Source organism: Pseudomonas sp. GW822-FHT03F08, from assembly GCF_058801265.1.
Map to the genome: position 1 here is coordinate 114086 of NZ_JBXANC010000002.1, position 23698 is coordinate 137783.

Annotated in this window: 29 protein-coding genes and 1 riboswitch; of the genes, 8 read left to right on the forward strand and 21 right to left on the reverse strand. The window is 59.4% G+C overall.

The window, feature by feature from the left end; genetic code table 11:
* Positions 1-31: 31 nt before the first annotated feature.
* The 4 genes from arsH to AC1RME_RS04320 form a co-directional block, all read right to left on the reverse strand.
* Positions 32-721 carry an arsenical resistance protein ArsH gene (gene arsH / locus AC1RME_RS04305; RefSeq protein WP_096821709.1) on the reverse strand — a complete coding sequence of 230 codons (690 nt, stop codon included), beginning with the start codon at positions 719-721 and terminating at the stop codon, positions 32-34.
* Positions 722-732: 11 nt separating this feature from the next.
* Positions 733-1203: an arsenate reductase ArsC gene (locus AC1RME_RS04310; RefSeq protein WP_096821710.1), complete on the reverse strand. Its 471-nt coding sequence runs from the start codon at positions 1201-1203 to the stop codon at positions 733-735.
* A gap of 9 nt (positions 1204-1212) precedes the next feature.
* Entirely contained in the window at positions 1213-1560 is a 348-nt protein-coding gene (locus tag AC1RME_RS04315) for a metalloregulator ArsR/SmtB family transcription factor (RefSeq protein WP_096821711.1), read from the reverse strand.
* Positions 1561-1663: 103 nt separating this feature from the next.
* Complete coding sequence (locus tag AC1RME_RS04320) at positions 1664-2332, reverse strand: hypothetical protein (protein ID WP_255261943.1); 669 nt, start codon at positions 2330-2332, stop codon at positions 1664-1666.
* Positions 2333-2550: 218 nt separating this feature from the next.
* Here AC1RME_RS04320 and AC1RME_RS04325 point away from each other — a divergent pair, with 218 nt between their 5' ends.
* The gene (locus tag AC1RME_RS04325; protein WP_096821712.1) at positions 2551-3012 is read left to right on the forward strand and encodes a hypothetical protein; all 462 of its coding nucleotides are present in this window, start codon (positions 2551-2553) and stop codon (positions 3010-3012) included.
* Between the two features lie 117 nt (positions 3013-3129).
* On the opposite strand, the gene AC1RME_RS04330 is transcribed toward AC1RME_RS04325, so the two are convergent.
* From AC1RME_RS04330 to AC1RME_RS04340, 3 genes are read right to left on the reverse strand one after another with little or no spacing between them, the layout of a single operon-like run.
* On the reverse strand, positions 3130-3750 hold the full coding sequence (locus AC1RME_RS04330) for a LysE family translocator (RefSeq protein ID WP_096821713.1): 621 nt from the start codon (positions 3748-3750) through the stop codon (positions 3130-3132).
* A gap of 43 nt (positions 3751-3793) precedes the next feature.
* Positions 3794-4261 carry a metallophosphoesterase family protein gene (locus tag AC1RME_RS04335; RefSeq protein WP_096821714.1) on the reverse strand — a complete coding sequence of 156 codons (468 nt, stop codon included), beginning with the start codon at positions 4259-4261 and terminating at the stop codon, positions 3794-3796.
* Between the two features lie 47 nt (positions 4262-4308).
* Entirely contained in the window at positions 4309-5445 is a 1137-nt protein-coding gene (locus AC1RME_RS04340) for a tetratricopeptide repeat protein (RefSeq protein WP_096821715.1), read from the reverse strand.
* A 194-nt stretch (positions 5446-5639) separates the two neighbouring features.
* Between AC1RME_RS04340 and AC1RME_RS04345 the strand changes: the two genes are divergently transcribed.
* The 3 genes from AC1RME_RS04345 to AC1RME_RS04355 all read left to right on the forward strand — a co-directional run bounded on the left by AC1RME_RS04345 (position 5640) and on the right by AC1RME_RS04355 (position 7240).
* On the forward strand, positions 5640-6371 hold the full coding sequence (locus tag AC1RME_RS04345) for an NAD-dependent epimerase/dehydratase family protein (RefSeq protein WP_096821716.1): 732 nt from the start codon (positions 5640-5642) through the stop codon (positions 6369-6371).
* A gap of 192 nt (positions 6372-6563) precedes the next feature.
* The gene (locus tag AC1RME_RS04350; RefSeq protein WP_493073568.1) at positions 6564-6848 is read left to right on the forward strand and encodes a hypothetical protein; all 285 of its coding nucleotides are present in this window, start codon (positions 6564-6566) and stop codon (positions 6846-6848) included.
* Between the two features lie 122 nt (positions 6849-6970).
* Complete coding sequence (locus AC1RME_RS04355) at positions 6971-7240, forward strand: hypothetical protein (RefSeq protein ID WP_141401793.1); 270 nt, start codon at positions 6971-6973, stop codon at positions 7238-7240.
* 124 nt (positions 7241-7364) lie between these two features.
* On the opposite strand, the gene AC1RME_RS04360 is transcribed toward AC1RME_RS04355, so the two are convergent.
* The 4 genes from AC1RME_RS04360 to AC1RME_RS04375 all read right to left on the reverse strand — a co-directional run bounded on the left by AC1RME_RS04360 (position 7365) and on the right by AC1RME_RS04375 (position 12724).
* Positions 7365-8027, reverse strand: a complete 663-nt coding sequence (locus AC1RME_RS04360; protein WP_096821717.1) for a DUF1266 domain-containing protein — start codon at positions 8025-8027, stop codon at positions 7365-7367.
* A 10-nt stretch (positions 8028-8037) separates the two neighbouring features.
* The gene (locus AC1RME_RS04365; RefSeq protein WP_096821718.1) at positions 8038-9249 is read right to left on the reverse strand and encodes a hypothetical protein; all 1212 of its coding nucleotides are present in this window, start codon (positions 9247-9249) and stop codon (positions 8038-8040) included.
* A complete protein-coding gene (locus AC1RME_RS04370) occupies positions 9240-11564 on the reverse strand; it encodes a hypothetical protein (RefSeq protein WP_096821719.1) in 2325 nt (774 codons plus the stop codon). Before AC1RME_RS04370 ends, AC1RME_RS04365 begins: the two co-directional genes overlap by 10 nt.
* Positions 11565-11800: 236 nt before the next feature.
* Positions 11801-12724 carry a bifunctional helix-turn-helix transcriptional regulator/GNAT family N-acetyltransferase gene (locus tag AC1RME_RS04375; RefSeq protein ID WP_096821720.1) on the reverse strand — a complete coding sequence of 308 codons (924 nt, stop codon included), beginning with the start codon at positions 12722-12724 and terminating at the stop codon, positions 11801-11803.
* 130 nt (positions 12725-12854) lie between these two features.
* On the opposite strand from AC1RME_RS04375, the gene AC1RME_RS04380 reads away from it, so the two are divergent.
* Positions 12855-13298 carry a hypothetical protein gene (locus AC1RME_RS04380; protein WP_096821721.1) on the forward strand — a complete coding sequence of 148 codons (444 nt, stop codon included), beginning with the start codon at positions 12855-12857 and terminating at the stop codon, positions 13296-13298.
* Between the two features lie 61 nt (positions 13299-13359).
* On the opposite strand, the gene AC1RME_RS04385 is transcribed toward AC1RME_RS04380, so the two are convergent.
* From AC1RME_RS04385 to AC1RME_RS04400, 4 genes are all read right to left on the reverse strand, one after another.
* Positions 13360-13851, reverse strand: a complete 492-nt coding sequence (locus AC1RME_RS04385; protein ID WP_096821722.1) for a GNAT family N-acetyltransferase — start codon at positions 13849-13851, stop codon at positions 13360-13362.
* A gap of 35 nt (positions 13852-13886) precedes the next feature.
* A complete protein-coding gene (locus AC1RME_RS04390) occupies positions 13887-14576 on the reverse strand; it encodes a phytanoyl-CoA dioxygenase family protein (RefSeq protein WP_096821723.1) in 690 nt (229 codons plus the stop codon).
* 111 nt (positions 14577-14687) lie between these two features.
* Positions 14688-15725 carry an alpha/beta hydrolase family protein gene (locus AC1RME_RS04395; protein WP_096821724.1) on the reverse strand — a complete coding sequence of 346 codons (1038 nt, stop codon included), beginning with the start codon at positions 15723-15725 and terminating at the stop codon, positions 14688-14690.
* An 18-nt stretch (positions 15726-15743) separates the two neighbouring features.
* Positions 15744-16175, reverse strand: a complete 432-nt coding sequence (locus tag AC1RME_RS04400) for a bleomycin resistance protein (protein ID WP_096821725.1) — start codon at positions 16173-16175, stop codon at positions 15744-15746.
* Positions 16176-16388: 213 nt separating this feature from the next.
* On the opposite strand from AC1RME_RS04400, the gene AC1RME_RS04405 reads away from it, so the two are divergent.
* Positions 16389-16835 carry an anti-virulence regulator CigR family protein gene (locus tag AC1RME_RS04405; RefSeq protein WP_096821726.1) on the forward strand — a complete coding sequence of 149 codons (447 nt, stop codon included), beginning with the start codon at positions 16389-16391 and terminating at the stop codon, positions 16833-16835.
* Between the two features lie 78 nt (positions 16836-16913).
* On the opposite strand, the gene AC1RME_RS04410 is transcribed toward AC1RME_RS04405, so the two are convergent.
* From AC1RME_RS04410 to AC1RME_RS04435, 6 genes are all read right to left on the reverse strand, one after another.
* Entirely contained in the window at positions 16914-17240 is a 327-nt protein-coding gene (locus tag AC1RME_RS04410) for a low molecular weight protein tyrosine phosphatase family protein (protein WP_096821727.1), read from the reverse strand.
* Entirely contained in the window at positions 17237-17431 is a 195-nt protein-coding gene (locus tag AC1RME_RS04415) for a hypothetical protein (protein ID WP_096821728.1), read from the reverse strand. Before AC1RME_RS04415 ends, AC1RME_RS04410 begins: the two co-directional genes overlap by 4 nt.
* A 214-nt stretch (positions 17432-17645) precedes the next feature.
* Positions 17646-18560: an ABC transporter substrate-binding protein gene (locus AC1RME_RS04420; RefSeq protein ID WP_096821729.1), complete on the reverse strand. Its 915-nt coding sequence runs from the start codon at positions 18558-18560 to the stop codon at positions 17646-17648.
* Positions 18557-18916 (reverse strand): (2Fe-2S) ferredoxin domain-containing protein, encoded by a 360-nt coding sequence (locus tag AC1RME_RS04425; protein WP_096821730.1) that lies wholly within the window; start codon positions 18914-18916, stop codon positions 18557-18559. Before AC1RME_RS04425 ends, AC1RME_RS04420 begins: the two co-directional genes overlap by 4 nt.
* On the reverse strand, positions 18916-20853 hold the full coding sequence (locus AC1RME_RS04430) for a TonB-dependent receptor plug domain-containing protein (RefSeq protein WP_493090580.1): 1938 nt from the start codon (positions 20851-20853) through the stop codon (positions 18916-18918). Before AC1RME_RS04430 ends, AC1RME_RS04425 begins: the two co-directional genes overlap by 1 nt.
* Before the next feature lie 92 nt (positions 20854-20945).
* Positions 20946-21151, reverse strand: a riboswitch (cobalamin riboswitch).
* Positions 21152-21185: 34 nt separating this feature from the next.
* A complete protein-coding gene (locus AC1RME_RS04435; protein WP_096821732.1) occupies positions 21186-22094 on the reverse strand; it encodes a LysR family transcriptional regulator in 909 nt (302 codons plus the stop codon).
* A gap of 171 nt (positions 22095-22265) precedes the next feature.
* On the opposite strand from AC1RME_RS04435, the gene AC1RME_RS04440 reads away from it, so the two are divergent.
* Both AC1RME_RS04440 and AC1RME_RS04445 read left to right on the forward strand, forming a co-directional pair.
* A complete protein-coding gene (locus AC1RME_RS04440) occupies positions 22266-22706 on the forward strand; it encodes a DoxX family protein (RefSeq protein ID WP_096821733.1) in 441 nt (146 codons plus the stop codon).
* Between the two features lie 87 nt (positions 22707-22793).
* Positions 22794-23693: a pirin family protein gene (locus tag AC1RME_RS04445; RefSeq protein ID WP_096821734.1), complete on the forward strand. Its 900-nt coding sequence runs from the start codon at positions 22794-22796 to the stop codon at positions 23691-23693.
* Positions 23694-23698 lie beyond the last annotated feature (5 nt).

Genomic DNA, 23698 nt, shown 5'->3' on the forward strand with positions numbered 1-23698 from the left:
GAATCATCGCGCCGGTTTTTTATTCAGGTTTTCAGATCGAGCGCTGATTGACCCGTTGCATCAGTTCCTCCGCCGACTCCTTGCGCTCCGAGTAGCGATCCACCAGGTCCGGGCGATCACGCAGCAACAGCGTGAATTTCACCAGTTCCTCCATCACGTCGACCACCCGGTCGTACAGCGCCGAAGGCTTCATGCGATTGCCTTCGTCAAACTCCAGATACGCCTTGGGCACCGACGACTGATTGGGGATGGTGAACATGCGCATCCAGCGGCCCAGCACGCGCAGTTGATTGACCACGTTGAACGATTGCGAACCGCCGCAGACCTGCATCACTGCCAGGGTCTTGCCCTGGGTCGGGCGCACCGCACCGAGCGCCAGCGGCACCCAGTCGATCTGCGCCTTGAACACCGCCGACATCGCGCCGTGCCGTTCGGGCGAACACCAGACCTGGCCTTCGGACCATTGCATCAGCTCCAGCAGCTCCTGGACTTTCGGATGGTCGCCGGGCGCGTCATCCGGCAGCGGCAAGCCCGAGGGGTTGAAGATCCGCGTCTCGGCTCCGAAGTGCTCCAGCAGTCGCGCGGCTTCTTCCACCAGCAATCGGCTGAACGAGCGTGGGCGGGTCGAGCCGTACAACAGCAAAATGCGCGGCTTGTGGAGTCCGTCGTCGCGGGTGGTTTTCTGAATCAGTGATGGATCGAGGTTGGGCAGGTGGGTCATGACGGCTCCGGTCACAGCGTGCTGATGCGGTCGAGCTCGCGCTTGAGGGCATCGCGGTCGAGTTGGGCGAAGGGCAGGGCGAGGAAGGCCCGGCAGCGGGTTTCGATCCGGGCGAGGGTCCCGTGGAAGGCTGCGTTGATGGCGGCTTCATCGCCGCGCACCTCCGACGGATCCTCCAGCCCCCAATGGGCCTTCAAGGCCGGGCCGAAGTAGACGGGGCAGGCTTCACCGGCAGCCTTGTCGCACACGGTGATGACAATGTCCGGCGGGTTGTCTTCGAAGGCGTCGTTGCCCTTGCTGCTCAACCCGGCGATGGCAATGCCGGCCTCCTGCAATGTGGTCAGGCTGCGCGGCAGCACCTGGCCCTTGGGGAAACTGCCGGCGCTGACCGCTTCGAAACCTTGCGGCGCCAGGTGATTGAACATCGCTTCGGACAGAATGCTGCGGCAGCTGTTGGCGGTGCACATGAATAGAACGCGCATGTTCGGTCCTCAGCAGCAGGCGGATGTATTGAGCGGGCGGTCACCCATGGCATCGAGCCGGGCGCTGTTTTCTTCCAGCCACGCGGTGTTGGCGGCCAGGGTGGTTTCAAGCAGTGTGCGGATCCACGCTGGCAGGTCAGGGTTGAGCCGGTAATAAACCCACTGGCCCTGACGGCGATCCAGCAGCAAGCCGCAGGTGCGCAACTGCGCGAGATGGCGGGAAATCTTTGGCTGACTGTCGTCCAGCGCGCAGACCAGTTCGCAGACACACAGCTCACCTTCACGGGTGATCAGCAGCGTGGCCCGGGCGCGGGTTTCGTCGGCGAGGCATTTGAAAACGGAGGCGGGATTGAGCATGACAATGCCTTCAATACATATGGTTGTCCGAATATACGGATTTCCATATGTATTGGACAAGCCTCTTCTTTAATGAACTCTGCGGAAACGCTGTCAGAGAGGATCACGCAAGGTAAGGGGCCAGGATGTCGTGCAGTGGACGGGCAAGGGCGAGCGTCCGTTTGACTGTTGTCAGTTCCGAACCTGCCAGACGCTTGCTGCCCAGTCTGCAGAAAACACCGCCCGGATCGATGTGCAGCGAAAACAGTCCGATGACCTCGTTCCCAATGACTTTTACGATCAACTCCATGAAGGCTTCATGCGGTGTGCTGGCGGTCAGGTAGGTGAACTCCTCAACGGTAGCGCTGCCCGCCCAAGACACCTCATCCCAGGCCAGACGATCCAGGTGTATGAAGTTTTGCTGTGTCTGCAAATCCTCCACAAGCGCTCGCAATACATTCACAAACTGCTCGCAGGTAAGGATTTCGAGTTCGTATCGATAAAGGCCTGAGGGGGCAGTGCCGACGACTTTGGCGGTCAGGAGGTAGCTCTGCGCAATTTCCGAAGGCTGTCCATCCCAGCCATTCAGGTCGGATACCGGCGGGCACCAAATGACCTGAATTGTTTCGCCGGTGCGGATCGGTTCGCGTTGATCAAAACGGGCCGATGTGGTTTGGCCAACACGTGGCAATAAGTCGTGGAGGTGGAGTACCGGGGCACTGTAATCGATGCCGGAGTCCTGTGACCAGAATGTGGGGAAGTGGATTTTCATGGGGTGATCGTAGTTCATCATGTGGCTCTCGGGTCTTCATCAGCCGGTAAAACGCTTACCAGGTTATCGCCAGCCCAGGCGCTGGCTGAAGGCCAGATGCTCGCCAATCCACAACCCGCGAGGGTGACTTTTTCGGGGTGAGTGATAGCATGTGGCCTTCATGGCGAAACAACGCGTGCTTTGACTTGGTCGACTGCCAGGACATCAAGTTTTCATCTTCAATCAATGCAGATTTATCAATGATCAAGATTGCGATACCGACGTTTATCCTGCTGCTGTGCCTGCAGGGTTGTGCAGAGATGCCTGCGTATTCGAACGTACAGTCCGGTGAGCCGAGCGACGAAACCCGTTACACCGTCGTCGAAACCGATACCTATGCCGGAAGGCCTCAGCGCTCTTGGGGGGACGGCGAGCCAAACCTGAACATCATTAGAATCAACGACAAGAAAGTGGGGAACATTCCATTCTCCACTTACTATTACAAGAATGACTCGCCTCAGCGTGCTGTGCTGATCCCGGGGAAGTACACGATTCAACTGGAATACAATCTGCCGTTGCAGTTCCTGTTTGCCGATCTGGAGTTCGAAGGCAAACCCGGTCAAAAGATCATCGCCCGTTCGCAATATGTGGGTCTCAACCGATTGGAAATATGGTTGGAAGACGCGGCTACCGGTGAAATCGTTGGTAAGCGTGTGCACTGACAAGGTTAAAGCGATGGCTGTGAAGTAACGTGCTTTCAGCGATTGAACGAAGAGGGGGATTTTGAATATTTATTCAAAATCCCCCTCTTGTTTTTTGACCTCGTAAGTTCGGGCGACTCAGCGCTTGCTGAAGGCCAGTCGCGCCGCAAACAGCACGAAAATCATCCCGGTGGTGCGATCCATCCAGCGAATCACCTTCTCCCGTCGCAGAAACCCGGACAGGGGCTGTGTCGCGCCGATCAACACCAGCGACCAGATCAACCCGAGCACCACATGAATGCTCACCAGCCCGAACGTCCAGGGCACAAGCGGCTGCCCTTGCGGAATGAACTGCGGCAGAAACGACACGTAGAAGATCCCGATCTTCGGATTGAGCACATTCCCCAGCATGCCCTTCAAAAACCAGTTGGCCCCCGGCTTGCCGTTGGCTTCGGCGGGAGCCAGCGAGCGGCGAGGGCGCAGCAGCATGTTCAACCCGAGCCACGCCAGATACGCCGCGCCGCAGTACTTCAACAGGTTGTAGGCCAGCTCCGACACCGCAATCAACGCCCCGAGGCCGAACGCCACCGCCGCACCCCACAACAGGCAACCGGCGTTGATGCCCAACGCAGCGCGCAAGGCCTGTTGCTTGCCTTCGACGGTGGCGGTGCGCAGGACAAGTGCGGTGTCGAGACCGGGTGTCAGCGTCAGCAGTGTGGCGGCGAAAGTGAAGGCGAGGAGGTTGTCGGCGATGGACATGGCACGTGGGTTTCCTGTTCTGGATGGGGGAACGGTAGCGGTTTCAGGCGGGGGGATCCAGCAGGGAGATGAGGCGGGGTTCGATGGCGTCAGGTTGTATCTCAAGGATTGCCAGGGTGACCGGCAGTTTGAAACGCCGGGGACCGGCGCTGCCCGGATTGACGTAGAGCCGGTCGCCGCGCCATTCGATTCGGGGTTTGTGGGAGTGGCCGGTGATGATGAGTTTCACGTTGGGGTCGAGGTCAGTGGGGACGTCGGCGATGTCGTGGACGAGGAGGGTTGACCAGCCGTTAAGGTTTACGCTCAGGAGGTCGGGGAGGTCTTGGGCCCACGGACTGTTCAGATCGTTGTTGCCGCGCACTGCATGGACGGGGGCGATTTTGGCCAGTTGCGCGAGGATGTCCGCGTTACCGATGTCGCCGGCATGGATGATCTGATCGCAGCCTTGCAACGCGGCCAGGGCTTCGGGGCGCAGGAGGTTGTGGGTGTCGGAGATGAGGCCGATCTTCATACGGAGCTCCGGGTTGAGTATGGCCGGGATGCTGGCTTCCACCGAATTCAGCCTGTCGGCTCAGCGGGTTTCGCTATCTGTTCGCTTGTCAGATCACCTTGCAGTTCCCTGAGACCCGCCGGGCTTGAGTAGAGTTTTTCCAGAGCCAGTATCTCGGTCAGTTGTTCCGGCGAAAGTGTCTTCTCTGCCTTCTCAAGCTCCACGCGCATGGGGACTGCGATATTGTCAGGCAGTGTCTGTTTGAGCGCTACACGCAATAACCCGCAAGCCTTGCGCTTGTTCTTCTCGAAGCCTTGCCCGTTATCGAGATGAACGGCAAGGGTAACGAGCGAAACAGCGTGTCCTTGAAGGGCCGCCTGCAACAACCAGCGATTCGCCAGTGGATAGTTAACCGGCACATCAGTGCCACTGCTGTAGAGGTTGCCGAGGACGAACTGTGCCTTGGCGTCACCCTGTTCGGCTGCGCGGGTATACCAATGCAATGCGGCAGGCAGATCTTTGGGAATGCCTGTGCCAACGCCGTTGAAATAAGCCGCTCCCAACATTCCGGATGCTTGGCTATCGCCGGCAGTGGCCGCTTGGGTAAGTAGTTTCACGGCTTGTTGAGGGTCTGCTGAAACGCCGTGACCAAACAAGTAGAGGTTACCCAGTAATGTCAGAGCCTCGTTATCGCCTTGGGCGGCTGCTTTGCTGGCCCAGTTGAAAGCCTGCCGAGGGTCTGCTTCGACACCACTACCTCTGTAATAAAGGGAGGCGAGTTGACGTTGAGATTTGGCATGACCTTGTTCTGCGGCCTTGCGAAACCATGTAGCGGCCTGGGCAAAGTCCCTCGGTATTTCCAGGCCCGCAATGCTCGAAAACCCCATGAAATATTGGGCGTCTGCGTTCCCGTGCTCTGCCGATTCGCTTATCAACTGCAGGCCCTTGGGTCGATCAACGTCTACACCACGACCGTAATATTCAATGAGGCCGAGCTTGAATTGTGCGACAGGTTCTCCCTTTGCTGCCCCTCTCAAGTACCACTCTGCGGCTTTTCCGGGGTTGCGGCCAACGACCAGGCCTTCCTCATAGGCTGAGGCGATCAAGGTAGTGACGCTGTAAGGGCTTCGCCACAGCGTGATAAAGAAGGACACAACAATGAATGCGAGGATGCTGAGGAATAGAGCAATTGAAAACCGGCGCAATTTCGAATCCGTTCATAACGTGGTAAGCGGGGGAGTGTATCGATGCTTTTTCGTACTGCCCAGTCTTACGGGTTCTAACCTGTTCTCCTCCATAGACAATATCTGGCGTTCACACTTTTCACTCATCCTGAACGTTGTGAACCGGTCACAAGCCTGAGAGGCTAGCGTGAGGTTTACCATCAGGACATACGGACATGAGCACGCCAAAAATTTTGATCACGGGGGCTTCGGGCCAGATCGGCAGAGCCTTCTGGACCGCGCGGGACGATAAATCCGATTTGCGCCTGGCCGATATAGACGTAGCAACACTTCCGGGCTCGGCACAACGTTTCGCTCTCGATATCAGGGATCAGGCCAGTTGTCTCGAAGCCTGTGAAGGCATACACACCGTGATCCATCTCGCTGCTGATCCGAACCCGGACGCCGACTTCACGTCTTCGCTGCTGCCTGTGAATATTATCGGCACCTACAACATGCTGTTCGCCGCAAAAGCTCAAGGCTGCAAGCGTTTCATATTTGCGAGCAGTGCCCAGGCGATTGAAGGTTATCCGAAAGACGTCCAGATACATGAAGGGATGGCACCGAAACCAGGCAACCTTTATGGGGTCAGCAAAGCGTTTGGCGAAGCGCTGGCTTCGATGCATGCAAACGATGGTCAAATGACGACAATCGCGGTCCGTATTGCAAACGTCGCCAGATTTCACGCTGGCGAAACCCACAGCCCCCGGGACGTGGCCGCGTTTATCAGCTTCAGGGATGTCGTTGCGTTACTGGAGCGATGCGTCGAGGCCGAGCTGAGCGGATTCCATGTTGTCCATGGTGTCTCGGATAACCGCTACAAACGGCTTTCAATTGATCAGACCAGAAAAACCGTTGGGTACGCGCCGCTTGATAACTCATTCGAGATTCTGGAAGGGCGCGCTTGATCGAATTGGGTGCAGTGCTTGCGAGTTCGCCTGAGTGAATCAGGAACACATCTGACTGATGCGAAAGGAGTAAAAGGGTGGGGGGATTATTTGAAAAATATATCAACCCCCTTTTTCTTGTTGCCCGGCCGAGAGGTTATGTTATCTGACGAAACCCGCTGGCAAATACGTTGTGCTTACTGAAGGCCTTCTATGCAGACTGACCAAACCCGATTGCTCGCACTCACATTGCTTGAGATCAAGACGTTGCTGGGTGATTACCTGGGAAGTGATGTGGACGCACCAATGAGCGTTCGTATCGCGGCCCACCTTGCCTATGCCGTTCACAATGAAGCTGAGGCGGTGTACGGGCATGAGGATTTTCGGCTCGACAGCGTGGTTCGGAAAATCGCTGCGGTCGATGGAATTCTTGGGGTTTCGGAGGGGGCTGCATTGCTTGGCAGGTTTGGCGCCGAGGCCAAAAATACGATGGGTTAAATTCAGTTTGAATGATCGCTTGCGGCCAGAAACGGGATTCGATTTTGCTATTCATTCACTCACTCATTCACTCCCGAGCGTGCGAAATTATCAGACCTTCAATTGCTCACAGAGGCAGGCTCATGACCTCCACCCTGGCAGTCTCGGATATCGCAGGTCCATGGAGTGGGGATGCCCCCACAGGACTCATTCAGCGTTGCAAGGAGGCCTGGGATACGCCTTTGGAGAGATTGAATGATCTTATGGTTGCTACTTTTTTGAATCAGAACATTGCCACCGATCAGATGCTCATCGAGGCGAAACGCCGCCTGAAAGACCAGGAACGAGATGAAACCGAGTACTTCGACGGCCAGCTCCTCGAAGCAATCGAACGTTTGAAACCCGGGAAGTAATTCTTCCCGACGGTTTGTTGAAGTCGGGAATTGAAGAGACCTGCATGGGGCGGCAGCTTGTATTGCGCCACACAAAAACAAGATTCCGATCCCATGCAGGCCATCCGATTCTGACACAACGCGCTCACCCAAGCGCTTTCGCCAGAACCAGGTTAAACGCCGCTGGCGTACCCCAGAGTACATCGGCCCAGGCACCGCTGCCGGGCGTCAGCAACTGGCGCAGGTGCTGCTCATGGAACGCCTTACCCAGCGAATCGACGCGAAACGCCGCCACCCACTGCTCGCGCCCCAGCTGGTAGGCCTTGCCGAAATCTTCCCAACTGTCGAAACAGTCCTGCGCCCGCTGTGCATTGAGCAGCAGCACACGCCAGGCGAGGTCGGGCTCGAGCCAACGCATCAGCAGCGCACAACGGACCAGAAACGCCACCCGCACACAGGCAAAGGCCATGGCCGCACGCGGCTCATCGCCAACCTTCAGTGCCTGCAGATCGAGGCCGTACCATCGCTGTTCGAGGGTCGCATTGAAATGCGACCGCACCGCTTCGTCATTGCAATCGCTGCGTATCCCGGCCTGGTGCAGCAGCGCTGCCCGCACGATCGTCTGCGCTTGCTCGGTGAAGTGATCGCACGCCGGCGAGTAGAAGCCCTCGACTTCCATCGCATCGGCCATGGGCCTGGCCAGCAGCAGCGACCAGTGCCTGCGTTGGCTGAACAACTGGGCGCCACGCGGTCTGAATGCTCGCCACAACATCCAGGCTGAAACAACAACTGCGATAAGCAAAAACATGCCGCTCTCCTTACCTTGCCCGGGCCTGCCAGGCCTGGATTTCCTCGGCCATTGGCGAGGTCATTTCCGGCCACGGCACACCTTCGGTGAGGTACAACGGGTCTTTGGGCTGACGCTCGATGTGTGTGCTGAAAATATGCCGGATGGCGTACTTGACCGACACCGTCTTCGGGGCAGCCTGCAGGAATTGCTGCGGCTGACGCCCGGCGACCAGCCATTCGACCATGGCGGACGGTGCATCGAGGCGCTCGTAAAGTTGCGGATATCGGGCAACCAGGCGAGTCTGGGCGGTCGGGTCGTTGACCTCCTCGATACGCAGCCAGCCTGCTTCGGTACGCACGATGCCGATGGCGATACAGTCGGCGGGTGTCTGCTGGTCGGTGCCCAGGGCATTCAGGCACTGCAGCAGGTCCTGGTAATAGCGCTCGACCGGAGGCCGGTTTTGCTTACCCTTGACCTGCTCGACCGTCAAGGTGCCGTCGGCCTGGACGATCAGGCTGATGGTGATGTGTGGCTGGCCCTGGCTGTCACGCAAACTGAACACGCGCATGCGCTGCTGTTCCACCGCTTCGGCATAGCGTTCGCCGTAGCCGCCAGTCAAGGCGCGGCGATCGGCGAACTGGCCCAGACAGTGGCGCATCACGTAGCTTTCAAAGGCCATTTCCGCGCGCAGCAAGGAACTTTCGGGACGCAGTTCCTGCAATAGGTGCTCAGCGGTGGTCACCCGCGCAAGCAAGGCCTCGGGCTGGCTCTGGCGCCAGCCTTGTTCGACCCGCGCCGCCATCTGCGCGTGTTCCTTTTGCCACAGCAACAACGCCTGGGGGCAGTTGATGCGTTCGAGCTTGCCCGCGAGCGCTGTGCCCTGGCGCGAGGTCAGGAACTCCACCAGCAAGGCCTCCTGGGCCAGCAGTGGCGCCTGCTGCGGATCGATCCACACCAGCGGTGCAAGTGAATCTCTGCCGGCCTCGCTCAAATGCCTGACTACCCAGGATGGCGGCTCGGCTCCCAATGCCTCGATAGCCTGCCCCATGCTCAGGATTCGTCGCGCAGGCTCGAAATTGCCGACCAGATGACGGTAGAAATGGTTGAGCAACCATTTGCCCACCTCTGGCGCATCACCTCGGGCCTTGCTGCGCTCGGCAATGCCACGCTTGAGTTGATCGGCATTGAGTGCATTGCGCGGGGCGTAACCGGACGTTCGCAGCTCCAGTGTCACTTCCATATCTGCCACCAGGCCTTGCCGGCCGGTTTTGCCTGCGCCTGCAGTTCGGCGATGCACTGGCGGATCAGTTCATTGTTTCCCTGATCAACTTCGTTGTTCGGATCACTGCGTTGAATGGAGCGCTGGTAATAGGCCATGGCCTCTTCCTTGCGCCCCAGTGCCTTGAATACATCGCCGGCACACCCCAACAGAGAGGGTTCGGCGAGTTCATCAATGACCGGCGCGTAACGTAGCAACAGGCTAGTGGCCGCCTCCGGCAGGCTGTATGACAGGTACAGGGCAATTTTCATTCGTGCGAACAGTGGCGAATATTCCAGGTCCTTGTCGCTGATTTCGCGATCTTCCTGCCATTTGAGAACGCGCTCCAGCCAGATCAGAATCTCGCGCTCGCGGTCCAGTTGAAACAGGGCGCGGGTGACGTCCTGTACGTAATCTTCCGGGTCGTGGCGGCCGTAGCCATAGTCGGCTGCGTAGTGCCAGAGTTGTTCGGCGGCTTCGGCGATGCCCGGGTTATCGTTCAGCAGAATGCGGTTGTCGAGGATGCCCTGATAGTGCTCGGCGAACGGGCTGGCGGCGATGCCACGGCTATGCAACTCAAGGGCCAGACCCATCAGTTTGTCGTTGTAGCATTGGTAATTGAGCGCAAGGTTGTTGCACAGCATCGAGTACAGGTGCGCGCAGGCATCGTAGCGGTGCCCGTGGCCGTTGGCGAAGCATTGCTCCATACGGGCCTGGCCCTGTTCGTAAGCAGCCTTTTGTACTTCTCGCAGCCGCCACCAGGCCGAATCTGTCTCCTCGCTTGAAAGGTTCTCGACATGCGCTTCGACCACGCTTTCAAGGGAAGTCGCAAAATTGTAGTAGTACATGCCACTGGCCAATGGCGGCAAGGGTTGGCGCAAGGCATCGGATATGCCGAACACATTGGCGTGGGCGCTGAACAGGCTGTAGACGCTGCGGTAGTCCTGCAGATCGCCGGCCGAAACCGCCTCGCGCAGCATCGTCAGTTCGGTGTTGGCGTCGATGCGCCCGGCCTGACGTTCACGCATCGCCACCAGGCGAGTGATCCACGGGTGATTCGGCGCGCGTCGCCGGGCTTCTGCAAGGGCCAGAGTGAAGACGTTGTCGATTTGCTCAAGGTCATCGCGCGCGTCATGCAGTGCATCGAGCAGCGGGCCCATGGACGGGGTCGACTCGTCCCGCCACGGCAGGCCGGACGTGAATCGCTCCAGCACCCTCTGATCATCACAGGCACGCATCACGCACAACGGCCACCACGCTGACTGATCCTCGGCATCGAGCAGGCGATCTTGTACCCAGTAGGCCGTGCCCGGCCACATTTTGCCGCGCATTTCATAGGTTTCCATGAATGCACGTTGCCCGGCGTCGTCGATCTGGCCGTTTTCAAGCAGCCAAGGCAAATGGAAGTCAACGAAGTTGTCACCGCCGCCGGAATCCAGACTCAGGGTCGCCACTTCACAGATTTTCAAAGCACCGGCCAGGTCGCCCTGGGCCTGCAATGAACGGGCGGCCAGACGTGCCAGGCGCACTTCCCATTCTCGACGCTGGGGCAGCGACAATTCGGCGATCAATCGCACAACCGGCTGTTCGAACATCGCCAGGCGCAACGGAACGATTTCGATGAGCGCATCGCCCAGCCACAGCCAGTCGTTACCGTCGACATCCTGATCTTCGCCAGCGGTGCGTAATGCGGCAATTGCCGCCAGCGCGGCTTCGCGAGCTTCTTCGTCGCGTTCATGGGCGGCCAGCGCCTGGGCCCGTCGCTGGTGTTGATCGGCATCGTCCCAGGCCCGCAGTGCATGACGGTCGGGGTTGATCAGGGCGAGGGTGTGACGCACTTCGATGGTCTTCAGGGCGACGTCGAGTGTGGCGTGTTGGAGATCTTCGAAAATGCGGTAGCGCCGGTACTGCTCGATATCGAACGGCAGCGGCTCGTTGGTCAATTGCTGAAGGGTGTCGAGCGCCTGAAGCAGGCCCTGCTCATCTTTGAGGTAGTTGTCCAGCCGCAGTTGGTAGATCAGCAGGTTGACCTTGAGTTCGTTGCGCTCATCATCAGGCGTAGCTTCGATCAGTGCCTGGCCGTCGTCGGCCAGTACCGCCCTGGCCGCGTCTGCATCACCCGCGTTGACCCACAGCACGTGTAGCCGTCCGATCGATTCCAGCGAGGTTGCCTTGAGCGGTTGGCCGCGCAGCTGGCCCAACAGGTAGTCGACACCATGTTCCTGATGCTCGACCTCAAGACGATCCATGAATTGATCCAGCTGGATGCCGGACAGCACGGTGCTGTTTTGCGTCATTGTGAACTCCATTTGCGAATGACTGTGCATCGCCCGATGCGTCCTGCGTCGGTGCCCTCGAGTGGGGCAACGGTACTCGTGCACGTCTGCCTTTTACAGGTCACGAATGACGAAAGGGATCGGGCAATACAGCGAGGTGCCGCACGCTACCAGTTGGCGTTTGAAAAACCAAGAGTGCGCCGGGAGGCAACGCCAAATGATTGACTTGCACACAGCGAATCAGAGGAAGTGGAGCATCACAACTCAATCGCCCAGGTCTGACTTACAAGCTCTTTTCCAAAGCTCTGAATTGACTCTTCTTCCATTAATTGAAACCCCGCTCGCTGATACAGACGGCGAGCCTCTACCAGATTGCTGGTGGTCCACAAAATCATCTTTTCGTACCCGACATCCCGGGCAAAGCGCAGACACTCTTCAACCAGTCGGTTGCCGATCCCCAACCCCCGAGCACTGGCGTCGACAAACAGCATGCGCAGTTTTGCCGTGGTTTCGTCGTGCCGGATGACAAACACCGAGCCCACCACCTTGCCGTCCTTTTCCGCGATCCAGCAGCGTTCGCTGGCAGGGTCGAACTCACGCAGGTACTTGGCGACGATCTCGGCGACCAGCGCTTCGAACTCCCAGTTCCAGCCGTATTCACGGGTATAGATCACGGTTTGTTGCTGCACCACCAGCCCCATGTCGCCGGGTTGCGGGTCGCGCAACAGGTAGGTCGGCTGTTGGCGGCCCTCGAGCAAGGTCTGGATCTGCCTCATGGACTCGATCAATTGCAGTTGCTGCGGCTCGGCCAGGCGTTCGAGCAGGGTGATGACTTCCTGCCGCGACGCTTGTTCCAGCGGGGCGAGTATTTCGCGGCCGAGGTCGGTGATGTGCAACTGGCTGGCGCGGGCGTCGGTGGCAGAGGGGACTTTCTGGATCAGGCCTTTTTTGTCGAAGCCGCTGATGATCCGGCTCATGTAGCCCGCGTCCAGGCTCAGCATCTGGCGCAGGTCGGCGCTGGTCAGATCGCCGCCGGAGGCCAGTTCGTAGAGGATGCGCAGCTCGGTTAACGAGTAGTCGCTTTGCAGTAGGTGTTCCTGCAGAACGCCGATCTGGTGGGTGTAGAAACGGTTGAACTGGCGGACGATGTCGGCTCGTTCGATGAGAGGGGGCGTGGACATGGTGGGTGCTCAAATGGTTGCCTTGAGCAACTATATAGTTGCTCAAGGCAACCAAGTCAAATGAATTGCTGACCAACGGCAGCCTCCCTTATCCTGCGTGTTCATGGAGCCACACTCACAAGGAAAGAACGTGAAATTACTGATTGCTGCGTCTGTATTGGCCCTTCTGGCCGGTTGTGCATCCCACGGCAAGAGCGACGACGCCATTTACCGTGAAGCCGCCGACGCCCATGTCATGACCCTTCCTGCCGGGCAGAACAAGGTCAGCTTGCCCGCGACCAAAATCCTGAGTCACGGCCTGATCGCCGACAATCTGGCGATTGCAGCGGGAGGCGGGGCCAACGCCACGCTGCTCAAGCAACAACTGCTGATCGCCAAGTCTGCCGGCGAAAGCGGCTTCTTGATCATCGGTGCGGGGACGTCACTCGACGTGGCCATCATCAAGAATGCGTTTGAGTCGCTCGATCTGAATGGCATGCGCATCTATTACGCGGGCGGTGAAGGTCAGAAGGATGCGGCGCGCAGTGCCGTAGAAAAAGCCCAGGCGAAATTCCAGTACATCAGCGTGCAATGAGTGAGGCTGCGTCACGACGTGCGCATTGAGAATGCACACGTCGTGACATGGTCGGCGTTGATCATGCCGGGGACAAACGCATACCCATATCGACGGTGCGGCTCTCAAACCCGAACTCTGCATACATCCGTGCCGCGCGTTCATTGAACGGCCAGACCGATAATCTCAACTCCTGGGCGTTGTGTTCGATGGCCCAGCCTTTGACCCGCTCCATCAATTGACGGCCGATGCCTTTGCCCCAGAAGGCCTCGGCGACGCACACCGATCCGATGCGCACGATGTTCATGGGTTGCATCAGCGGGCTGGTGCTGGCCGAGAGGCTCGCCGCAATGAAACCTGCGGGCTGCTGACCGACGTGTGCAATGAAGACAACCTGACCCGGTTTGTCGAAGTAGTTCATCCAGTGCGGCAGGTCCCGCGCGAAGTCCTCGGTGGTGGCGGTGTAGATGTCGGGGCGCGCTGCGTGGTGGACGGCGTTGAGAATCTGGCCCAGTTCGCAAACGATCAATGCATCTTCAGCGGTGGCAATTCTGTACTGCGTGGTTTCGTCCATGGGGTGTCACGTTCCTTCGGTGGCGGGTGGCTGCTTCAGTTCAGGGGCTCGAGGACGAAGTCCGCCGGATCGAACCGCTCGGTCGTGTCCATTTGTATGTTTCTGAGGCTCACCGTTTCCAGGTGTGTGGCGTAGAGCGATTCAGAAAACCAGGTGATCAACAGAGTGCGGCGGCGTGCGCCGGTGGGGTTCAAGCTGCCGGCGTGGATCAGGTCGGCATCGAATATCAGGATGTCGCCAGCACGGCCGGAAAGCTGCACCGAGCGGGACTCGTCAGTGAAATCGAACGGGGGCTCGCCGAGTGCAGGGCGATGGCTGCCGGGGACGATGCGGGTTGCGCCGTTCTCCGGGCCGTAATCGTCGAGGTACACCAGCGCGTTGACGGTATCGCCGGGGCGTTGCGTCGACAAGTCTCGGTGCAACTGTTGATGGCCGCCACCGGCAAGCGGCTCGCGGCCCTCCACCTGGGAGAGGAAGAAGCGTTCGCCGATCAACTCGCCCACCACCGCCAGCACTTGTGGCAATCGGCACACGGCCTGAACGGTCGGATCCGTGTCCAGCAGCGAATGGCGCCAGTCGATGCCACGGGGCACGGGCCATTCGCTTGAGGGCCTTACGCCGGTGTCGAACGTGTTCCGAAGTCCGGTCAGCCATGCAGCCGGGATTGCCTGGCGGAGCAGGGCGTAGCCGTATTGGTGAAGTTGTCTAGCGCAGGGCGTAGACATAGGCATCCGTTGCCGTATCGTCATCCAGAGTCACCTTGGTCAAAACCCGCTGTTATTCAGCCCTTTCAAACTCATCAAGCGCCGCCCGGTGCTACGCGGGCAACACCGTCATCAGTTCGGGAGTGACCGGGTCAGAAACCCGTCGATCAAGGCCACCACCTGTTGCTGGATCACCTCACGCGAACGGCCGCCGCCATCCCCGCAAATGATGCCGTCGCCTGGTGAGTCTTCTTCAAGCAACTCCACTGCGCCGGGCTTGCACGATGCCATGAAGCTGAAATGGCTGGCGTCGCTGATCTCGACATACTGCGACGATGCCGAAGGCAGCCGCTTGGCAAGATTGGCCGACTCCAATTGGGCGGGCAGGTCTTCTGACGGTACGCCAGCGCCAATCACCAGTGTCGGAATCGGCAGCGCGGCGAGGCTTGTATCGGTCATGCCGCGTGACAGGCCCAGGTCCAGTGAAACGATCGCGCTGACGCGTTTGTCGCTCAAGTCCGCGCTCATCCGGCTCTTCGATTCTGGCGTGTCGGCGACGTTGATCGTCTTGTAGACCGAGCAACTGGCCAGTTTTTGATGGGCTGTGCAGTCCTTCGCAAAGCGCTCGGGATCGAACCGTGAACCGGCGATTTCGAGGGCGGTCCAGCCGCCGAGTGAATGGCCGGCTACTGCAATTCGACGCATCGAAACGGCCCCCGTTTGCTCGGGCCGAGCGGTGACCGCATCGATGACGCGGCTGATGTCGGCAGGTCGTTGCCACAACTGTGCAGCGGCTTGAGGGCTGCGGTCATGCGTCGTGGTGCCGGGATGGTTGACCGCCGCCACGATGTAACCCTGACGGGCCAAGGCGGTAGCCAGCCAGGCCTGGTTGCTCCAGTTCCCTCGGTAACCATGCGAGAGCACCAGTAGCGGATGCTCACCGGCAGTCGGTGGTGCATCGCGCACTGCCGCCGTCCCGACGAACACAATATCGTCGGCAATCAACTGCGGGGTGGCGGTGGTCTTGGCGGGATACCAGACGACCATCTCCAGCGGACGGTCGTTGTGCGCATCCGGCAGTGTGGAGGTCCGGAAACCGATGGGGTTTTCGTCAGCGTGTGCGCTGGCCGAAAGGCAGATCAGAAGCAGGATGCGGAAAGCGTTTTTCATTGTTTTTATCTTCCTTGATCAAATCGGGCAAACAGGACGTTCGCCCAGACGTTCTACCAGTCTTACGAGATAACCGTCGGGATCCTGAACGAGAAATTCACGCTGGCCGACTTCGACATCGTCAGCGCGATACCAGGTGTCTTTGCAGGTTTTATAGAGTGAGACCTGGGCGGTGCCCAGTCTTTCGATGATGGGGGCAACCGCCTCAACGTCAATCTGCAGATTGACGCCTCTTCCGAAAGGCTTGCTCAGATCCGCCGTCAGCCACTGGCCTGCATTCGGTTCAACCTGCTCGAGCATGACTTGAGCGCCATTCAGGTCGAGGTAGGCGAAGCCATCTTCAGGGCGTTGATAAGCGATGTTGAACCCCAGGCAGGAGACCCAGAACGCGAGGCTGGCCTGCAGATCCGTGACCATCAATTCTGGAACCAGTTTGTTCCGTTCAAACATGGGGTGAATTCCTTTTCGTTGAAGTCGGGACGACGGCGCCAGACTTCTTCCCTGCAGTAATACGAGTCGGGCGCATGGTAAGCGCGAATCGGGGAGTACCGGAAGCTGCACGCATCGAAAATCGTCACAAACCGCGATGACAGGGCCGTCTCTCCATACCTGTAAAAAAACTGACTAGAATCCAGAGACACCCATTCACTCAAGGAACGACCGATGTCCGGTTTACGCACATTGATTGCGACCACGACCTGTATTGCGCTGCTGAGCAGTTCGGTGACAGCGCTGGCCGATCCTGGCAACGGAAAGGGGCAGGGCAAAGGCAATCCGCATAACAGCCAGGGCCATGGCAATCAGGGGAAAAAAGGCGGGGACGGGTATCAGGGGCATGGTCCGAGTATCGACTACGCCGGGGTGGTCGGGATTGTGGACGGGTATCGCGGCTACTGGACCCCGGGCCCGGCGTTGCCGCCCGGGATCCAGAAGAACCTGGCCCGGGGCAAGCCGCTCCCACCCGGGATTGCGAAGAAACTCGATGGTCGACTGGTCGGCAGACTGCCGCACTACGACGGCTACGAATGGCAGCAGGTCGGCACCGATCTGATCCTGGTCGCGCTGGCCACCGGGTTGATTTATGAAGTGCTAAACGGCGCCTTCGATTGAAAAATAGATCTGTCCCCATATGATGCAGACATGAGGGGAATTCCGTTTTATTTGTTTCATTGCCTGGCGACGGAGAAGTCAGTCAGGGAGGTAGGGTTTTACCGATTTCTCAAGAAGTTCTACCAGCTCCGGATCCATGTAGTGATAGTCATCCGGAATGTCCAGCGAGTGAACTCGCTTGTGCTCCAGCAGCCGGGCGTACTCGGCCCGCAGGCGATTCAGGTGTTTGGTTTCCATCACAAAAATGAAATCGGCCCAGCGAATATCCGCTGGGCCGATGGTCTTGCGTGCATTGGGGCTGGTGCCCGCTGAACGAACATTGAAGCCGGGCCGGCGGCGCCAGACTGCTTCCGCTGTTGGGCTGCGCCATTGGTTACGACTGCAAATGAACAGTAGGTTCGTCACTCTTGATCCAGCAATTGGCGGGTGGAACGAATGGGGTAGCTCATGCCGAGTTGGCGAGCCCTGACCAGTTTGGTGGATCGGATGTACATCAACTTCCAGTTCTTTTCCGGTTTGAAAGTTGGCGGACGAACCGCTTTGTCATTGCCGTATTTACGGGCCTGGGTGCGTCTCCAGGCGCGGGTTCTGTTCATGGTCTGTCCTCGTGAATACCGGGTTCAGCAGCCGCGGTAATACGAGTTGGGCGTATGGTAAACGCGAATCGGGAGTACCGAAAGCTGGACGCATTGAAAATCGTCATTTGCCGCCATGAATGGCGGCGGTGCGGGATTCTCACCAAGAACTCGCGAAACGCCTTTCAGCCGGAGGCAGGAAAAATAAATCTGTCCCCTTTAAGGACTGTCCCCTTTAAGGACTCAATGCCTTGAGCTGTCGCGCCAACTCCAGCGCCACCCGACCACTACCCACCGTCGGCAACAGATGCGTGAAGGGAATATCGATGATCCGGTTCTCGCGCACCGCCCGCAGGGTCGACAGCACCGGATCCTGCCTCAGCAACTGACGCTTGCGACTGGCCGGCGACCATTGCGCGTCGGCCAGCAGGATCACGTCGGGGTCACTGGCGAGCAGGGTTTCGCGGCTGGCGGTCACCCGGTATTGATTGATGTCGGCGAACAGGTTTCGAGCCCCGGCTGCGGCCAGCAGGGTGGTGACAAATCCACGCCGGCCTTCACTGTCGAGACCGTTGACCTCGCTGTCGAGATAGAACACTGACAGCGGCCTGCCCGGGCGGGTTAAAGCCTTGGCCTTTTCCAGATCGGCATCCATCGCATCGCTCAGTTCTCGAGCGCGCTGCTGTCGGTGCAGCAAGGCTCCGAGGGTCGAGAGGTCGTTGCGGATGTGTTCGAAGTAATCCAGCGAATGTCCGTTGCAGGCCGACTCCAGCAAATACGAAGCCACGCCGTTGCGCCCCAGTCCGCTGCGTGACGTCACGCCGTTGCCAAACGCCGTGGCGAAGCCGCCGACCACCAGATCCGGTTTCTGCGCGTACAGCACTTCGCTCGATGGATAGCGGGGCGAAATCACCGGCACGCCGAAGTACTCGGATTGCGGCGCACCGGTGTCATCCAGATAGGCGACGCCGGCCAGCGCCGGGCCGGCGCCCAACGCCAACACGAGATCGGCCGCATGCTGATTGAGGGCGACAATCCGCGACGGTGGTGATGCCGGCAGGTGCCAGGTCTCGCCACAATTGCGGTAGTCATCTGCCAGAACCGGAGAAGCGCAGAGCAGGGCGCCCGCCAGAAAGCACAGCGTTCTCATGAGCGCTCCTTGATCAACAGATCCTCGACCACTTCGCCGCCCACCAGGTGCACCTCGACCAGCCGTTGCGCATCCGCGTGGCTGCGCACGCCATACCAGCAGGTCTCCGGATACACCGTCATGACCGGCCCCAGGTTGCACGGGAACTGACAGTGCGTGCGGGTCAGCAAAACCCCGCCCGGTGTCTCGATGCGGTCATGCGCCAGCAAGTGTCGACGCAGGGTTTTCCATATCTGCAAGGCGCCGCGCTGGGTGCAGCGCGGGCCGGTGCAGAGGAACACGTGGCGGGCATGGGCGGGAACATGCGACCAGTCCGGGTGCGTGTCGACGCCGTCGATGGTTTTGATTTCAGCCATCAGAAACGGTACGTGTAGCGCACTTCGGAGGTGAACGGCCGTCCGAGGTTGTCGACGTTGTTCGAGCGGCTGGTGACGTAATCGCGGTCGAACAGGTTTTCCACCAGCAGGCTCAACCGGTGCTGGTGCGCGCCGTCCAGGTAGCGATAAGCGTCGGCGTCCACCACGGAGTAATGGCCGTACTCGACCTGTTTCGAGCTGATCACATCGCGAATGTAGCGGATCGCACCGCCGGCCCCCCACATCCGGTCAACCGACTCGTAACCGATGCGCGAGCGGGCGAAGAAGCTCGGCACATCGTTCAGCGTCACCCCGGCGCGCGATTCGGTGAGGTTGCGGGTCATGTCCGCTTGCAGGCTCCATTGCTCGTTGAGCGCCAGTTTCGCGTCCGCCTCGAAACCGCGCATCTGGATCCGCCCCTGGCCGTTGACCCATTGGATGTCGTCGAGGGTGATCAGGTCGTCGATCTTGCGTTTGAACAGGGTGGCGCTGGCGCTGAATTCGCGATCGAGCAGCAGGCCTTTGTAGTCGAGACCCAGTTCGGCGTTACGGCTTTTCTCCGGTTTCAGGTTGCGGTTGCCCAACTCGTCGCCCGGTTCGTTGACGAACAACTGCTCGGCGTTCGGCAGTTTGTAGGCAGTGCCGTACTGGCCGCGCAGTGCCCAGTGTTCATTGAGGTCGTACAGCGAAGTGAGCATGCCGACCGTGGCGCTGTCGCCGCCGCTCATGGCTTCGTGACGAATGCCGATGCTCGGATGCCAGTCGGGCAGGGCGTCGATCTGCGGGCGCAACTGGGTGTACAGCGCGTGGGCTTCGGCCTTGTCATTGTCGATGATCAGCACATCGTCCTGGCCTTTGAACCACTGGTTGTCCGTCCCGAACACCAGCACATGGCCGCCGGGCAATTCGGCTTTGCCTTCGGCCTGCACGCCCCAGTCGGTGAAGCCCCAGTAGTCGTTGTGATTGATGGTTCTGGTGCCGCCATTGGCGGTGTTGTTGATGCGCGTGTAGCGGGTGTCCCAGTCGTTGATGTGGCCTTTGACGAAATAGCTCAGGCGCTCGTTGATGTTCTGTTCGAAGGTCGCCATGGCGATCTGCTGGACGCGGTCGTTGGTGGTCTTGTGGTTGTCGACCGGGCGGGCGAAGTCGAGGTTGGCGTCGGCGTATTGGTAGAACAATTCCATCCGCGCATCGTCGCCAAAGGACTGAATGGCCTTGGCGCCGAAGGTGGTGACTTCGTAGGCGCGCTTCTTGTTGCTGTCGTTCTTGATGTCGCGATTGCGAAACGGCTGATAGCCATCCGAAACGTTATGACTGACGTAGGCCAGCAAGCCCAGATCGCCGAAACCGTTGGTGAAGATGTTCTCGACCCGCGCATCCTCGGTGGTGCCGCCGAAGGTATCCACGCCCATGTTCACTTCGCCGGAGGCTTTGCGAGTCTGCGGGCTGCGGGTGACGATGTTGATCACGCCGGACACGGCCTGAGTGCCGAACAATAGACTTTGCCCGCCCTTGAGCACTTCGATGCGTTCGATGGCGTTGGCCGGCAGGGTGTCCAGGTACAGGCCGCCGTACAGGCGATTGTTCAGACGCACGCCGTCGAGCAGGATCAGCGTGTCATCGTTACGCCCGCCCAGCAGGGAATAGGTGCCGTAGTCGAACGGGCCATTTTTCGGCGCGACGTACAGGCCGGGAATGAACATCTGCATGACGCGGGTGACATCGGCGCTGGGGCCGGCGCGTTCGATCTGCTCGCGGGTGACGATCTCGACCTTGCTGCCGAACTGCGCCATGTCGGCCACGGTCGTGGACTCCACGGACGGTGCGGAAACGATTTGCTGAGTGAGTTCGAGCGGCGCGTCGTCCGCCAGCAACAGGGGGCTGAACAGACAGCCAAGCAACAGGGATGGAGCCGGAGTGTTGAAAGGTCGAATCATTGTCTTCTCGAAAGGATCTTCGCAGAAGAGCATGCAGGAGAAGGCATCGCGCACACGCCGACACCGGCCCATGCCCGCCCACCGCAGGAGTTTGCCAAACAGAATTTCAGGCCGGTCTCCGGGCTCGCGCGTATGGACGCTTTCACCTTCCCATGGCCGTCTGGCCACAGTGGTGTGTCGAAAGCATCACGCGCCTACCGTTGCGGGGGCAGCACCGGACTTGTTCGAAAAGAACGTACCGGTTTCCCGTTTCACCCCATGCACGGCGGCATGGGACACCTGAAACAGGGCGGCATCTGAACATTCGGATGACCGCTCGTCAACTTTCCGGGTCAAGCCTCGTGCGTGTTCTGCTGAACGAAGCGCTCGATCAACCACCGCGCCGCCGGGCCCGGTGGCACATCGGTACGGTAGATCGCATCGAAGGTGTATTGCCCGCTGGCGTACTCCGACAAATCCAGCTGTACCAGTCGGCCGCTGTCCAGATCCTCCTGAATCATCGGCTTCGGCATATTCCCCCAGCCGATGCCCTCGCGCAGCAACATGTGTTTGGCACCCAGGTCCGCCAGGCGCCAGGTGCGGTTGCTCAGCACGGCGAACTCCCTGTCCTTGGTCAGGCGTGAGCGATCGGACAGCACCAGTTGCGTATGCTCACGTCCGGCACCGGGAACGTTGGCTTCGCCCGAAGCCAGCGGATGATTCGGTGCCGCCACCGGAATCAGCTCGACGCTGCCGATGCCGATTCTTTCGATACCGTTGATGCCGTCGTTCATGGGCCCGCTGACGCCGACCACCGCGCCGCGATTGATCACCCGTTCAGTCACGGCGCCGAGTGCTTCCATGTGCAGGTGCAGGGCCACGGTGGGGAATTCTTCCCGAAAGGATTTCAGCGCATCCACCACGCGCTCGGCGGGCAACATCACGTCGAGCACCACGTGCACTTCGGCCTCCAGCCCCTGCAGCAGGCCTTTGACCTTGGCTCGCAAACCGTGCACGCCGTTGGCGATGGTCCGGGCTTCGGCCAGCACGGTGCGGCCGGCGTCGGTCAGTTGCGGTTTGCGGGTGGTTTCGCGATCAAACAGGGTGACGCCCAATTGCATCTCAAGGTTGGCGATCGAGTAGCTGATCACCGACGTCGCCCGGTGAAGCTTGCGCGCAGCGGCTGCAAAACTGCCGACTTCGACGACAGTCAGGAATACACGCAGTTGATCGAGTGTCGGTGTGCCTGGATCGGAGATCATGCCTGTGTCCTTGAGTCGCCATGGGCGCGTTACCGTGGAATATGCAGCTTACCTATTTTATCGAACGTAATGATCTAAATTAGTCGGCTATTCAGATGAGCTGCCGAGGCGCAACATTTCTTCATCCGGACGGTTCAAGTCGAACCGGACCCCATTGAAGGAAATACTCCCATGGCTACTTCTGCAAACATCGCTCAAACACAGGCTTCTGAACAGAACGCTTCCGACACCAAACAAGCTTCGGCTGCCTTGATTGGCCGCGTATTGCTCAGCGTGATTTTCATTCTCTCCGGTTTTTCCAAACTGGCCGCTCCGGCCATGATGATCGGTTACATCGGCTCGGTGGGCCTGCCGCTTCCACAAGTGGCACTGGCAGTGGCGATCATCGTTGAAGTCGGTGGTGGCCTGGCGCTGATCGCCGGATACCGCACCCGCACCGTCGCCGCTGTGCTGGCTGCGTTCAGCGTGTTCACCGCACTGGCCTTCCACAGTGCACTGGCTGACCAGAACCAGTTCATCCACTTCTTCAAGAACATCGCCATGGCCGGTGGCCTGTTGCAGGTCGTGGCCTTCGGTGCCGGCCGCTTCAGCCTCGACGCTCGCCGCGGTTGATACCCGAGCGCGGTGAAGGACAGGTTCCTTCACCGCGTTTCAGCATTTTTTGTTGGCCGTACCCCGCGACAGAACCGAGTAATCATCATGACCGTTCAGCAGCAACTTTCTGGCTATACCCGTGAGACCCATACCCTCCGAGCAATCCGTTATCGCACCAGCGGCAGTGGGCATGGCGCGATCGTGCGACTGATGAGCCCTTCGGATCTGGGGCATCTGATCAAGCCGTTTGTGTTCCTCGATCTGTTTGAAGGCGAGGCTTCTTTCATTCACGGCATGCCGATGCATCCGCATTCGGGGATCGCCACCGTCACGGTGATTACCGAAGGCAACTTGCGTTTCGAGGACGCCGAGTCGGGCAAGGGCATGATCGATTACGGCGGTGTCGAGTGGATGCGGGCGGGCGGCGGTGTCTGGCACGGCAAGGAAATGTCGGTGGGTACTTCGGAGCGGGTTCAGGGCTTTCAACTGTGGGTGGCGCTGCCTCCAGAGCTGGAAAACGCCAGTGTCGACAGCCAATACCTTGAGTCCGGCGCGATGCCTGAAGTGGGGCCGGCGCGGGTGATTCTCGGCTTGCACCAAGGTGTCCAGAGCCCGGTTAGAGCGCCTGCGGGAATGAATTACTTGTTGGTCACGCTGGGTGCCGGGGAATCCTGGACGTACACCCCACCCGAAGGTCACGAGTCGTTATGGCTGAGTGTCAGCCGTGGACTGTTGGCGGCGCCGGATCTGGTCAGCGCGGGTGAAATGGCGGTCTTCGAACCTGGCAACGGCGCCGTGACGCTAAAGGCCATGCGCGAAGGCACGGTGTTCGTGATCGGCTCGGCGCAACCACATCCCTATGACCTGGCGCTGGGAAACTACTCCGTGCACACCAACCCGCAAGCCTTGCGAGAGGGTGAGGCGAAGATTGCGGAAATCGGTGGGCGGTTGCGTGAGTATCTCAAACAGTCGGACGGGTCGGCTGCCGTGCCGGTGTTCAAGTAAACCGG